Raw genomic sequence first — 12,642 nt, 5'->3', positions numbered from 1 at the left:
TGCCTCAGATGATCTCAGCCCCGAAAGTCGTCTGCGTGGTCTTTGGTCCATTGGTGGTAGGTGAGGGCGGGGCGGGCTAGGAGGGCTTCTACTGTGGTGGTTACTGGTTCGGGGTTGGCGATCAGGGAGTGCCAGTAGGCCAGGGCGTTGTCGATGAAGGCTGGGTCGGCGCCTTGGGTGATCATGGTGTGGCGGGCTTCGGGGAGTGGGATTTCCTCGACTTGGAGTGGTTTGCCGAGGACGGTCGCGATGGTGGCTACCTGGTCGGCTTGGGTTAGGACTTCTGGGCCGGTGAGGGCGTAGGACTGGCCGATGTGCTTGTCGTTCAGGAGGGCTTGTACTGCGACGGCGGCGACGTCGCGTTCGTGGATGAGGGAGCGGGCGGCGTTGGGGGAGGGCATGCGGACGACGTTGCCGGTGCGGATTTGATCGGCCCACTCGAGCGTGTTCGCCGCGAAGCCGCCGGGGCGGATGAAGGTCCAGGCCGCAGCCGCATCTGTCAGCAAGAGCTCTAGCTCGCCCCAAACGCCGCTGGCGGCGGGGTCGGCGTCGCTGACGTTCATCGACGATAGGTAGACCACGCGCGACACCTGCTTGGTCAGTGCGGTGACTACCTCGGCAGCGCCGTCGGCGGTGAAGGCCGGCCAGAGTAGGAATGCCGCGTCGACGTCGGCAGCCGCACCCGAGACCGCAGTTGGGTCGTAGGTGTCGCCTTGCACCAGCTCGACCTCCGCGGGCAGGGCAGCTAGTGCCGGGTTGCGCACCAGGGCTCGCACGCCAACCCCGGCATCCAGCAGGCCCTGTACTACGTGACGCCCGACGCGGCCGGTGGCCCCGGTGACGAGGATCGTGGTCATCTCGCAACAACTCCTGTGGATCGGTGTTTATCCACACCCTGGTACCTCAACAGTCGTTCAGGTCAAGCCGGAGTAGATAGGCTGCCGCCATGCTCGAATTCGTGGTGCGCGTCGTGGGAGTGCTGGTTGCGTTCCTCGTCGCGCCCCTCGTGGTCGGTCAGGCCGAGCACAAAGTGATGGCGCACATGCAGTCGCGGCTGGGGCCGATGTACGCCGGGGCGTTCCACGGCTGGGCGCAGCTGGTCGCCGATGGGGTGAAGTTCATCCAGAAGGAGAGCGTCACCCCGGCGGCCGCGGACAAGCGCGTCTTCGAGTGGGCGCCGATCGTCGCGATCCTGCCGTACATGGCCGCGCTCGCCGCGATCCCGCTCGCCCCCGGCATCGTCGGAGCCGACCTGGATTCGGGGCTCTTCTACGTGCTCGCGGTGATGAGCGTCGGCGTACTGGGTTCGCTGATGGCCGGCTGGGCGAGCGGCAACAAGTACAGCCTGCTCGGCGGCCTGCGGGTCGCGGCGCAGCTGATGAGCTACGAGCTTCCGTTCGTACTGTCCGCCGCGAGCGTCGCGGTCGCGGCCGGCACGCTGAGCCTGACCGGGATCGTCGGCGTCTGGAATCCGTGGTGGTTGCTCTGGCAACTGCCCGGCATGGTGGTGTTCTTCATCGCCGGGCTGGCCGAGCTGCAACGGCCGCCGTTCGACATGCCGGTGGCCGATTCCGAGGTGATCTTCGGGCCGTACACGGAGTACACCGGGCTCCGGTTCGCGATGTTCCTGCTCGCGGAGTACGCCGGCATCGTGGTGCTCGCCGGGCTCACGACGGTCCTGTACCTCGGTGGCTGGAGCGGGCCGGGGCCGGACAGCATCGGCTGGATCTGGACCGTCCTGAAGGTGGCGGCCGTGTCGTTGCTCGTCATCTGGGTGCGGGTGGCGTTCCCGCGTTTGCGCGCCGACCAACTGCAGAAGCTCGCCTGGCAAGGTCTCGTACCGGTGGCTCTGCTCCAACTCGCGCTGACCGGTATCGGGGTTGTCGTCTTCTACTAGACCGCGCCTGTCGATCTGGGCCGAGGGCGTTCGTGTAGAGGTAAAGGAGGCAGCATGAAGCAGTACCTGCTCAGCATTTACCAGCCTGACGGACCGGCGCCCGCGGCCGAGATCCTCGACCCGATCCTGAAGAACCTCGCGGTCTGGAACGACGAGTTGCGGGCCGCCGACGCGTGGGTGTTCAGCGCGGGACTGCATCCGCCGGAGTCGGCGACGGTACTCCGCGCCGACGGCGACGAGGTCCTGCTGACCGACGGGCCGTTCACCGAGGGCAAGGAGCATCTCGGCGGATTCACCATCGTGCGGGCGGCCGATCTCGACGAGGCGCTCGGGTGGGCCCGCAAGCTGGCCGCCATCCTCAACCCGCTCTCCGTCGAAGTCCGCCCGTTCACCGGATGACCGAGCAGTCCGAGAGCCCGCAACCAGCCGTCTCCGCGCAGCCGCAGAGCCTGCAGCCGGTGGGTTCCGCACAGCCGGCGGTTTCGGCGGCGGAGGTGGCGGCTGTGTTTCGGGCGGAGCACGGGCGGGCGGTGGCGGTACTGGCCCGGGTATTCGGGGATCTCGACATCGCCGAGGACTCGGTCCAGGAGGCCTTCGCGAAGGCGCTGGAGAAGTGGCCGGACAGTGGGCTTCCGCCGAGCCCGGCCGGCTGGATCATCACGACCGCGCGCAACGGCGCGATCGACCGCCTGCGGCGCGAATCCTCCCGCGAGGACAAGCACGCCCAGGCAGCACTGCTGCATGCCCAGGACGAGCCAGTGGAGGAGGGGGTTGTGCGCGACGACAGGCTCCGCCTGATCTTCACCTGCTGCCATCCGGCGCTCGCCCTGAACGTCCGGGTCGCCCTCACCCTGCGGCTGCTCGGCGGCCTCACCACGACCGAGATCGCGCACGCGTTCCTGGTCCCCGAACCGACGATGGCGCAGCGGATCGTCCGCGCGAAGGCGAAGATCCGGACCGCGGGCATCCCCTATCGCGTGCCCTACGAGGCAGATCTCCCGGAGCGCGTCCGCGGCGTACTGGCGGTCGTCTACCTGATCTTCAACGAGGGGTACGCCGCTTCGTCCGGCGACGAACTGATCCGCACGGAACTCTGCCAGGAGGCCGTGCGCCTCGGCCGGCTGCTGGTCGAGCTGATGCCCGACGAGCCCGAGGCGGTCGGCCTGCTCGCCCTGATGCTGCTTCAGGAATCCCGTCGCCCGGCGCGCGTCTCCAATGACGGCTCGCTGGTCTTGCTGGCCGACCAGGACCGCTCCCTCTGGGATCGCGCGCTCATCGCCGAGGGCCAGGACCTGGTACGCCGATGCCTGCGCCGCGGCCAGCCCGGTCCGTACCAGTTGCAGGCGGCGATGAACGCGGTCCACAGCGATGCTGCATCTGCAGCGGACACCGACTGGGGCCAGATCGTCCAGCTGTACGACCACCTGCTCACCCTCGAGCCGACCCCGATCGTCGCCCTCAACCGGGCCGTTGCGGTCGGCGAGGTGGACGGACCAGCTGCTGCGCTCAAGCTGGTCGACGAGTTGGATCTCGGCAGCTATTACCTCTTCCACGCGATCCGCGCCGAACTCCTCAAGCGGTTGGAGCAGCGGGACGAGGCGGCGTCGGCGTACCGGTCGGCTCTTGAACTGAGCGAGAACACGGCGGAACGCGACTTCCTGCAGCGCAGCCTCGACGCCCTCTGAGATTCACCTCCTCGCCACCGCCGAGCCGTTGACCGTGGCGGAACTCCTTGATGGGATTGGTCCGGACCAATCGCCGAACCTCGGAGGAGCCCGTGAACCGCCCCCTCGCTCTCACCGCACTAGCCACGCTCGCCTTGACCACAGTCCTCGCCACCACCGCCTTCGGCGCCGGCGGCGCGGCATCCACCAGCGCAGCCTCCACCTCCACCGCCGCGCCCGCGGCGCGGGTGCCGAAGGTGCTTGTCATCGGCATCGACGGCGCGTTGCTCAGCAAGATCCAGGCGTACACCACGCCTGCCCTCAAAGGCCTGATCAGCACCGGGTCCTCGAGCCGGACCACCTTGTACGCCCAGCCTTTCGCGCCCACGCTGTCCGGACCCGGCTGGGCGACCAACGCGACCGGCGTCTGGCCGGACAAGCACAAGGTGCTGAGCAACAGCTGGGGTACCGGGACCAACCTGACGCAGTACCCGGACTTCCTGACGCGGCTGGAACGCGCCCGCCCCGCGCTCTCGACGTACGCGATCGCCGACTGGACGCCGCTCACGACCAATAGCGCGGGCCAGGCGATCTTCACCGACGAGATCCAGAAGAAGGTCACGTACGACGGTGACGCGCTCGGCTGGACCGCCGCTGACGCGAAGATCGCGACCGAGGCGGCGGCGTACCTGAAGGGCACCGGGCCGGACGCTTCCTTCGTGTACTTCGGTGACGTCGACATCGCCGGCCACAGCTGTGGTGCCGCCGGCGCCTGCTACCGGACCGCGATCGAGAACACCGACCGGCACGTAGCGACCCTGCTGGCCGCGATCAAAGCGCGTCCGACCTACGCGAACGAGGACTGGACCTACCTCGTGACAGCGGACCACGGCCACACCGACGCCGGCGGGCACGGTGGCAGCTCGGTGCCCGAGCGGTCGTCGTTCATCATCCGCAACGGCCCCGGTACGACGCCTGGCACGCCGGGGATCGCGCCGAAGAACGTCGACATCGCGGCGATCGTGCTGAACACCTTCGGGGTGACCGCCTCCGACCTCGACGGTCAGGTCGCGCCGTCGGCCGACCCGTTCGACTCGCTGGTCGGGTCGTTGCAGTCGCGCCTGGACGAGACCGGCGTACCGGCTGATGTGAAGGGCTGGACGCACACCACGCCGTCGGGCTGGACGATCGACAACACCGGGCTGGGCACTGGCGGCGTACGGGAATGGCAGGGCTGGTCGTTCACCACGGACGACTTCTGGACCCGGGCGGCGCCTGACCAGCAGCGTGAGAGCAACGTGCGGGCGCGCGGCGTGTTCGCTGTCGCCGACTCCGACGAGTGGTCCGACAAGACCCGCTCCGGCCTCCTCAACAGCAAGCTGAGCTCACCGGCGTACGACGTCACCGGCGCCACCTCGGCGACCCTCACCTTCTCCTCCCACTACCTCAAGAGCGGCAACGAAACCGCCACCGTCCAGGCCTCCTTCGACGGCGCCGCCCCCAAGCCCGTCCTCACCTACACCAAAGACACCATCGCCAAGATCGAGCGCCTGACCATCCCCGTCCCGGCAGGCGCCCGCTCCATCAAAATCGCCTGGTCCCTGACCAACGGCGACAACGACTGGTACTGGTCCATCGACAACCCCCACCTGACCAAGAACTAACCGCCGCCGTCCTGCCGCCGCAGCAGCCTGCGGCGGCGGGCGGTCCCGGCGATCCCGCCGATCGCCCCGCCGATGACAGCGAGGAACGGCGCCATGAACAGCGCCGGATCGGTCCACTCGTAGTGGTCAGGCGCGGTCGCGAACCAGCAGTACCCAACGTTGACGACAACCAGCAAGGCTGCCCCGGTCAGACACCAGATCAGTGCTTGGTATGGGCCCATCCCAAGACCGTACGGACGGTTAGGCTCGCTTGCCATGGCTGATGGGTTTGAGTTGGTGTGTGAGGTGGAGCCGCCGACGCGGCCGGATTTGAAGCGGGTGCGGCATCAGATCGGGGTGATGAGTCCGATCGCGGATGCGTTCTTGATTCCGGACAACCACATCGGGCGGGCGACGGTCAGCAGTGTTGCCGTGGCCAACGAGGTGCAGGCGATGGGGGCGCGGGGGATCGCCTGCCTCAACTCACGCGATCGCAACCTGCTCGGCTTCCGGCGCGACCTGCTCACCGCGGCGGCGTACGGGGTGGAGCAGTTCCTCTTCGTCCATGGCGACAACCCGACCGAAGGTGCGCGGACCAGCCAGCTCACCGTGCGCATGATGATCGACGAGGCTCGCGCGACCAGCTTCCCGGGGATCGAACCGTTCCAGGTCGGCGCGGCGACGCGGCTGCGCGCAGTACCGGCGTGGAAGGCCGAGGCCGACTTCCTCTACGTGCAGGTCAGCTACGACCTCGACGAGCTGCTCAGATGGCGTGACAGCGTCGACCTGAACATCCCCGTGTACGCCGGGGTGATGGTGCTCGCGAGCGCCAAAATGGCTGCTGACCTGGCGAAACTGCCGCAGCTGACCATCCCGGACGCGCTCGTCGAGGCGGTCGAACGCGACCGCGATGCCGGTGTGGAGGCCGCCTGCGAGCAGATCCTCAAGATCCGCGACAGCGGCGCCTTCCAGGGTGTCCATCTCATCCCGGTGAGCCGCTACCGGCAGGTCGCGGCACGCCTCGAACGCGAACTGTGACACCTCGGGACACCTGTTGGCTCCGTCACCGGCCGAAACCGACTAATGTCAGCGTGCAGGACTGACTGAGGGAGGAGGGGGCGTGGACGTACCAGGGAAGGGTCTGATCGATGGCCTGAAGGTCACCGCCAAGACGCTGGGGCGCCGTGCCGTCACCGAGCAGTACCCGGATGTGCAGCCCGAACTGGCACCCCGGACGCGTGGAGTCATCGCGCTGATGGAGGAGAACTGCACCTCCTGCATGCTCTGCGCGCGGGAATGCCCGAGCTGGTGCATCTACATCGACTCGCACACCGAGACCGCGCCGTCGGTCGGTGAGCAGGCGCGGGAGCGCAGCCGGAACGTGCTGGACCGGTTCGCGATCGACTTCAGCCTCTGCATGTACTGCGGGATCTGCATCGAGGCGTGCCCGTTCGACGCGCTGTTCTGGTCGCCGGAGTTCGAGTACGCCGAGACCGAGCTGCGCAACCTCACCCACGAGAAGGACCGCCTGCGCGACTGGATGTGGACCGTCCCCGCGCCGCAACCGATCGACCCCGGCCCGTCGGTGATCGAACCGATCGAGCCGGCTCCGAGCGAGGCGATCGAACCCACGGCGGCGAAGCCGAACGCGGAGGGCCGGGAGTGACCACTGCGCTCTTCTCCATCGCGGGGGCGGTGGCGCTGCTGGCAGCGGTCATCACAGTCACGTCCCGCCGGATCGTGCATGCCGCGCTCTGGCTGGTCGTCACGCTCGGCGCGGTGGCCGGCTGCTTCGGCGCCCTGCATGCCGAGTTCGTCGCGCTGGTACAGATCCTCGTGTACGTCGGCGCGATCGTCGTCCTCGTCCTCTTCGCCCTGATGCTGACCAAGGCCCCGACCAACCCGCTGCCCGCGCTGACCACCCGCCGCAGCCCGTTCGCCGCCGCGGTCGCGCTGGTCTTCGCGCTGATCCTCGGCACCGGCGTGGTACTTGCCTTCGGCAACCAAAAGATCCAGCCGGTACCCGACGGCAGCCCCGAAGCCATCGGTACCGGGGTCTTCCGCACCTGGGTGCTGCCCTTCGAAGTCCTCTCGGTCCTCCTCCTCGCCGCCCTGATCGGCGCGATCGTCCTGTCCCAGCGATCCGGGAAGAAGGGCGACTGACCATGCCGATCGTCCTGCCACTCCTGCTCGCCGTCGCGCTGTTCTGCATCGGCGTGTACGGCGTACTGGCGCGCCGCAACGCGATCACGATGCTGATGTCCTTCGAGCTGATGCTGAACGCGGTCACCCTCAACCTGGTCGCGTTCGACGCCTGGCGCGTCGACGGCCTCGCGACAGGCCAGACGCTCGCGGTCTTCGTCATCACCCTGGCCGCCGCCGAGATCGGTCTCGGCCTCGCGATCATCCTGCTGCTCTTCCGAGGCCACGGCCATGTGGACGCGGATGCGGCTCGCGACCTGGTGGAGGGCCAGTGATCGCCACCGCTTGGCGCGTGATCGGCGTCGGTTTCTCCCTGCTCGTCCTCCTGACGGCCGCACTCCTCTACGGCGTCGACCCGCAGCAGAAGGCCTTCGGCGGCACCTTCGTCGGCCACGAGGTGTTTCTCAGCTACGGCGTCCGTACCGACGACCTGACCGTCTTCATGCTCGCGATCGTCGGCGTCGTCTCGCTCTGCGTGCAGGTCTACTCGATCGCCTACGTGCACGAACGCGTCGCCTCCTACACCGCCCTCGTCACGCTGTTCACCGCGTCGATGGTGACGGTCGTCGTCTCGGACAGCCTCTTCCTGCTCCTCATCGGCTGGGAGCTGATGGGCGCCTGCTCGTACCTGCTGATCGGTCACTACTGGGAACGCCGCGACGCCCGCTCGGGCGCGATGAAGGCGTTCCTGATGACCCGGCTCGGCGACGTCGGCTTCCTGTTCGGCATCTTCGTGCTCGGCCTCGGCTACCAGACCTTCACCATCTCCGAGCTCGGCGACAGCCCGATCTCGCCCGGCACGCTGACCACCGGCACGCTCCTGATCCTGGTCGGCATCGTCGGCAAGTCCGCACAGGTCCCGTTGCAGACCTGGCTCCCTGACGCGATGCCCGGCCCGAGCCCGGTCAGCGCATTGATCCACGCGGCCACCATGGTCGCCGCCGGCGTCTTCCTGATCGCCCGCCTGTACGACGTTTTCGCGGCGGCCGAGACGACCTTCACCGTACTGGCCGTGATCGCCTGCGTGACGATGCTTTTCGCCGCCCTCTGTGCGATGGCGGCCGTCGAGGTGAAGCGGGTGCTCGCCTGGTCGACGGTCAGCCAGTTGGCGATCATGTTCGCCGGCCTCTCGCTCGGCACCCGCGACGGACGCCACGCAGCGCTCTTCCACCTGCTCACGCACGCAGCCTTCAAGGGTCTGCTCTTCCTCTGCGCCGGCGTCCTGCTGCACCAGGTCGGCAGCGCCGCCTTCGTCGTACTACGGCGTTACACGCGCCGCGGCGCCCTGCGGAAGCGCATGCCGGTCACCTTCATCACGATGACGATCGGGCTCGCCGCGCTGGCCGGAGTACCGGGTTTTGCCGGCTTCTTCTCCAAGGACTCGGTGGTCGAAGCCGCCTGGCATCACGCTCGCGACGGCTCGACCATCGGCTGGGTGGTGCTCGTCTCGGTCTGCCTGACGGCCGCGCTGACCGCCTTCTACTGCGTCCGCCTGTGGTTGTGGGTCTTCTTCCGTACTCCGGCACTCGCCGGCGCTCTGGGTGCGTTCGAGGACGACGACGCGATGGCTGATCTCGACGAGCCGGACTCCAGCAAGCTGCGGGATGGGTCCTGGCTGATGCTCGCGCCGCTGGTGCTGCTCGCCATCGGCGCCATCGGACTGGGGTACACGGATGGGATCCACATCAAGTGGCCGATCGCGTTGGTGACGACGGTGCTCGCGCTGTTCGGCGCGCTGCCGGCGTACTCGTTGTGGCAACGGGGTGCTGATCCGCGGCCGGTGTTCCTGGAACGCGAGTTCGGGGTGGATTCGGCGTACCAGCGGGTGTTCGTCGTACCGGTCCAGTGGCTGGCGCGGCTGGCGGTTGGTGGGGATCGGGACGTGATCGGTGGGTATGTGCGTGGGGCTGGGCGGGCCGGAGTACTGGCTTCTGCTGGGTTCCGGAAGTTGCAGACGGGCAACGTGCAGACGTACTTGACGGCGGCTGTGATCGGGGCGGTCGCGCTGGCGATCCTGGCGGGGGTGATCGGCTCATGAGTGCGTTGTTGATCGCGCTGCTGGCTGTGCCGGCGCTGGCTGCGGCAATCCTTTGGGCACTACCTGCTGGTACCGGGGATCGGGTGGCGGCGATCGTTGGATCGGTCGTTTCCGGCTTGGTGCTGATCGGCTCGGTCGTGCTCTGGCTGGACCTGCTGAGACCGCACTGTCCGTGCACCGCGAGCCTCGTCACCACCAGCAACGTGCCGAGGACCCTGCCCGGCAAGATCCACGCGTTCGCCGAGACCGACAGCTCGTGGATCCCGGCGCTGGATGTGCGGTTCCATCTCGGCGTCGACACCATCTCGATGCCGCTGATCGTGCTGACCGCGCTGCTGGTCTTCCTCTGCTGCCTGTACTCCCTGCGCATCACGCCGCGCATCGGCCGTACGCGTTCCCTCATCGCCTTGCTCCTGGTCATCGAGACGGGCGTGATCGGGACCTTCTCGGCGCTCGACCTGGTGCTGTTCTTCCTGTTCTTCGAGGTCGTGCTGATCCCGATGTGGCTGGTGATCGACATCTGGGGCGACGATCACGACCCGGCCGGGCGACGGCGGGCGGCGACCACGTTCGTGCTGATGACGGTGTTCGGGTCGGCGCTGATGCTGCTCGGCTTCCTGCTGGTGCATCGGCTGGCGGGGACGTTCGATCTCGAAGTACTGGGCAACAACCCGATCGCCGGCGGGCACGGGATCGCGTTGATCGCGGCCGTGCTGATCGCCATCGGGCTGGCGGTGAAGATGCCGCTCTGGCCGTTGCACATCTGGTTGCCCGACGCGCACGCGAAGGCGCCGACGGTCGGCTCGGTGCTGCTCGCCGGAGTACTGCTGAAGCTCGGCAGCTACGGCATGATCCGGATACTGCTCCCCGTGTTGCCGGACGCAACGGCGACCATCGCGCCGTACCTGGCCGGCTTCTCGACCGTCGCGATCATCGCCGGCTCGCTGGCCTGTCTCGCGCAGACGGACGTCAAGCGGCTGATCGCGTACTCGAGCGTCGGGCACATGGGCTTCATCGGGCTCGGCATCGCGACCATGTCGCCGGAGGGCCTGGCCGGCGCGCTGTACGCGAACATTGCCCACGGCATCATCACCGGCCTGCTGTTCTTCCTGGCCGGGGCGATCAAGGACCGGCACGATACGAGCGACCTGCGCGCTATCGGTCGCGCGTTGTATGCCCGGTTGCCGCGGATCGGTGGGTTGCTCACGTTCGCGTGCCTGGCGTCGCTCGGGCTGCCCGGGCTGGCCGGGTTCTGGGGCGAGATGCTGATTCTGCTGGGTGCCTACCACCCAGCTGATGTGTTGCCACGGACAACCTTCTTGGTGCTGATGGTGATTGCGGGGCTGGGCGCAGTACTGACTGCCGCGTACTTCCTCAAGCTCATCCGCCAGCTCAACCAGGGTGATCCGGCCGACCATCCGGCCTCTGCCTTCGCGGTGGATCTCAGCCGGATCGAGCTGATCACCTGGGCGCCGCTGGTCGTGCTGACCGTCGTGCTCGGACTCTGGCCACCGTTCCTGCTCGACCACTGGACGTTCCTATGACGATCACCTGGACCGACTGGCAGGCGACCGCCGTACCGCTGGTACTGGCGCTCGGTGCCGTCGCCGTGCTGCTGATCGACGGGTTCTGGCGGACGGGCACCAAGCAGGCCAAACACACCGTGGCCACGTTGATCACCGGTGGCGTGATCGTGTTCGGGCTCGTCTTCGTGGTGGTGCAGCGGAACGCGTTCAAGCCGGCCTTCTGCCGGGGCGCGGTCGAGGGGCCGGCGGAGTGCAGCCTGGTGCTCGATCCGCTGACGATCGGGTTGTGGGCGGTGCTGCTGATCGGCGGCCTGGGGGTCGTCGGGCTTTCGGCGTACAGGCTGTTGTCGGCTGACGTCCCGGTGGGGGAGTACCACTTCCTGCTGCTCAGTGCGCTGGTCGGCGCGACGGTGCTGGCGGGGGCGCGCGATCTCGCGACGGTGGTGATCGCTCTCGAGGTGGTCTCGCTGCCGAGCTTCGCGATGGTCGCGCTGCGGCGGGATCGGCGCGGGTCCGAGGCCGCGCTGAAGGCTTTCCTGGTGTCGGTGTTGTCGACGGCCGTGATGCTGTTCGGGATCTCTTACCTGTATGGCGTGACGGGGTCGCTCTACCTGCAGACGATTGGGAGCCGGCTGCCGGGGATCGATCCGGATCTGCGGCGGGTGGCCTTTGCCGCGGGGCTGTTCGTGATCGTGGGCTTCGGGTTCAAGATCGCGGCGGTGCCGTTCCACGGTTGGCTTCCGGACACGTACGCCGGCGCGCCGGTCGAGGTGACCGCGTTCCTTGCTGTGGTGTCGAAGTCGGCCGGCGTCGGCGGGCTACTCGTGCTGGTGACCTACGGGATCGCGCCTTCGGGGTCGGATCTACGGGTTGCCGTTGCTGTGCTCGCGGCTTTGACGATGACGGTGGGCAACCTGGCCGCGTTGCGTCAGGTGGAGGCTGTGCGGTTGCTCGCTTGGTCGTCGATCGGGCAGGTCGGCTTCCTGCTCGCGCCGCTTGCGGTCGGGGATGCTCAAGCGGTCGTGGCGTACTTGGCGGCGTACGTCGTCGTCACGCTCGGCGCTTTCGGGGCGGTTGCCGTCGTGCAGCGCCATCGGCCGGGTGGGCTGCTGCTGTCGGACTACCGCGGCATGGTCCGTTCGGAGCCGGGGCTTGGTACGGCCCTCATCTTCTTCCTGGTCGTCCTTGCAGGCCTGCCGCCGGGCCTCGCGGGCCTCTTCACCAAGTTCGCCGCTTTCCAGTCCGTCATCGATGCCCACTACGGCTGGCTGGCCGTCGTCATGGCTGTGAACGTGATGATCGGCCTGGCCGTCTACCTCCGCTGGATCGCCGAGCTGGTCCGGCTCCCGGCCGACGACCCATTCTCGGTCGACATCGAGACACCCGCGGTCACCGTCATCTCCCTATGCGTCGGCGGCGCAGTCGTCCTGTCGATCCTGCCAGGCACACTGTTTGCCTTGGTCAACTAACTGACCCGTTGAGGACAGCCCGTCCAGCGTCCCGACCACGACCCCGGTGCCGACGCGGGTGCTCATCATCTGGTCCGACGTGATGTGCTCGACGATCGGCGAGCTGACGTCGGCGCAGGGCGACCTGGCGGGCCTGTGGAGCGTCAGTCGGCGAAGAAACAGCGTTCGCTGGCAGGTTTTGGTGCCGCTGACATGATGCTTCA

General features: G+C 67.8%; 13 protein-coding genes and 1 pseudogene. 12 read left to right on the top strand and 2 right to left on the bottom strand.

Translation table 11 applies throughout. From position 1 onward, the window contains the following. Positions 1-14: 14 nt before the first annotated feature. Positions 15-857 (bottom strand): SDR family oxidoreductase, encoded by an 843-nt coding sequence (locus OHA70_RS06645; protein WP_328329648.1) that lies wholly within the window; start codon positions 855-857, stop codon positions 15-17. An 89-nt stretch (positions 858-946) separates the two neighbouring features. Between OHA70_RS06645 and OHA70_RS06640 the strand changes: the two genes are divergently transcribed. The 4 genes from OHA70_RS06640 (at position 947) to OHA70_RS06625 (ending at position 5,225) form a co-directional block, all read left to right on the top strand. Continuing rightward, complete coding sequence (locus OHA70_RS06640) at positions 947-1,897, top strand: complex I subunit 1/NuoH family protein (protein WP_328329646.1); 951 nt, start codon at positions 947-949, stop codon at positions 1,895-1,897. A gap of 54 nt (positions 1,898-1,951) precedes the next feature. Then, a complete protein-coding gene (locus tag OHA70_RS06635) occupies positions 1,952-2,296 on the top strand; it encodes a YciI family protein (protein WP_328329644.1) in 345 nt (114 codons plus the stop codon). After that, positions 2,293-3,582 (top strand): RNA polymerase sigma factor, encoded by a 1,290-nt coding sequence (locus OHA70_RS06630; protein ID WP_328329642.1) that lies wholly within the window; start codon positions 2,293-2,295, stop codon positions 3,580-3,582. The genes OHA70_RS06635 and OHA70_RS06630 overlap by 4 nt, the downstream gene beginning before the upstream one ends. A gap of 92 nt (positions 3,583-3,674) precedes the next feature. Further along, a complete protein-coding gene (locus tag OHA70_RS06625) occupies positions 3,675-5,225 on the top strand; it encodes an alkaline phosphatase family protein (RefSeq protein ID WP_328329640.1) in 1,551 nt (516 codons plus the stop codon). Here OHA70_RS06625 and OHA70_RS06620 read toward each other — a convergent pair. Next, complete coding sequence (locus OHA70_RS06620) at positions 5,222-5,446, bottom strand: hypothetical protein (protein WP_328329638.1); 225 nt, start codon at positions 5,444-5,446, stop codon at positions 5,222-5,224. The genes OHA70_RS06625 and OHA70_RS06620 overlap by 4 nt on opposite strands. 34 nt (positions 5,447-5,480) lie before the next feature. Here OHA70_RS06620 and OHA70_RS06615 point away from each other — a divergent pair, with 34 nt between their 5' ends. From OHA70_RS06615 to OHA70_RS06580, 8 genes and pseudogenes are all read left to right on the top strand, one after another. Further along, positions 5,481-6,242 (top strand): methylenetetrahydrofolate reductase, encoded by a 762-nt coding sequence (locus tag OHA70_RS06615; RefSeq protein WP_328329636.1) that lies wholly within the window; start codon positions 5,481-5,483, stop codon positions 6,240-6,242. A gap of 217 nt (positions 6,243-6,459) precedes the next feature. Then, positions 6,460-6,675 (top strand): annotated as a pseudogene (locus tag OHA70_RS06610) (4Fe-4S binding protein); the annotation flags it as partial. 191 nt (positions 6,676-6,866) lie between these two features. Beyond that, positions 6,867-7,367 carry an NADH-quinone oxidoreductase subunit J family protein gene (locus OHA70_RS06605; protein WP_328329634.1) on the top strand — a complete coding sequence of 167 codons (501 nt, stop codon included), beginning with the start codon at positions 6,867-6,869 and terminating at the stop codon, positions 7,365-7,367. Positions 7,368-7,369: 2 nt separating this feature from the next. Next, positions 7,370-7,681: an NADH-quinone oxidoreductase subunit NuoK gene (gene nuoK / locus OHA70_RS06600; protein ID WP_328329632.1), complete on the top strand. Its 312-nt coding sequence runs from the start codon at positions 7,370-7,372 to the stop codon at positions 7,679-7,681. Next, entirely contained in the window at positions 7,678-9,444 is a 1,767-nt protein-coding gene (locus OHA70_RS06595; RefSeq protein WP_328329630.1) for an NADH-quinone oxidoreductase subunit 5 family protein, read from the top strand. Before nuoK ends, OHA70_RS06595 begins: the two co-directional genes overlap by 4 nt. Continuing rightward, positions 9,441-10,988, top strand: coding sequence for a complex I subunit 4 family protein (locus tag OHA70_RS06590; RefSeq protein ID WP_328329628.1), 1,548 nt, complete (start codon positions 9,441-9,443; stop codon positions 10,986-10,988). The genes OHA70_RS06595 and OHA70_RS06590 overlap by 4 nt, the downstream gene beginning before the upstream one ends. After that, on the top strand, positions 10,985-12,439 hold the full coding sequence (locus OHA70_RS06585; protein ID WP_328329626.1) for an NADH-quinone oxidoreductase subunit N: 1,455 nt from the start codon (positions 10,985-10,987) through the stop codon (positions 12,437-12,439). Before OHA70_RS06590 ends, OHA70_RS06585 begins: the two co-directional genes overlap by 4 nt. Positions 12,440-12,485: 46 nt before the next feature. After that, positions 12,486-12,635 carry a hypothetical protein gene (locus OHA70_RS06580; protein ID WP_328329624.1) on the top strand — a complete coding sequence of 50 codons (150 nt, stop codon included), beginning with the start codon at positions 12,486-12,488 and terminating at the stop codon, positions 12,633-12,635. Positions 12,636-12,642 lie beyond the last annotated feature (7 nt).

This window comes from Kribbella sp. NBC_00382 (genome assembly GCF_036067295.1).
GTDB lineage: Bacteria > Actinomycetota > Actinomycetes > Propionibacteriales > Kribbellaceae > Kribbella.
The sequence above is the reverse complement of the archived record's forward strand: the minus strand, read 5'-3'. Positions and strand labels throughout refer to the sequence as shown.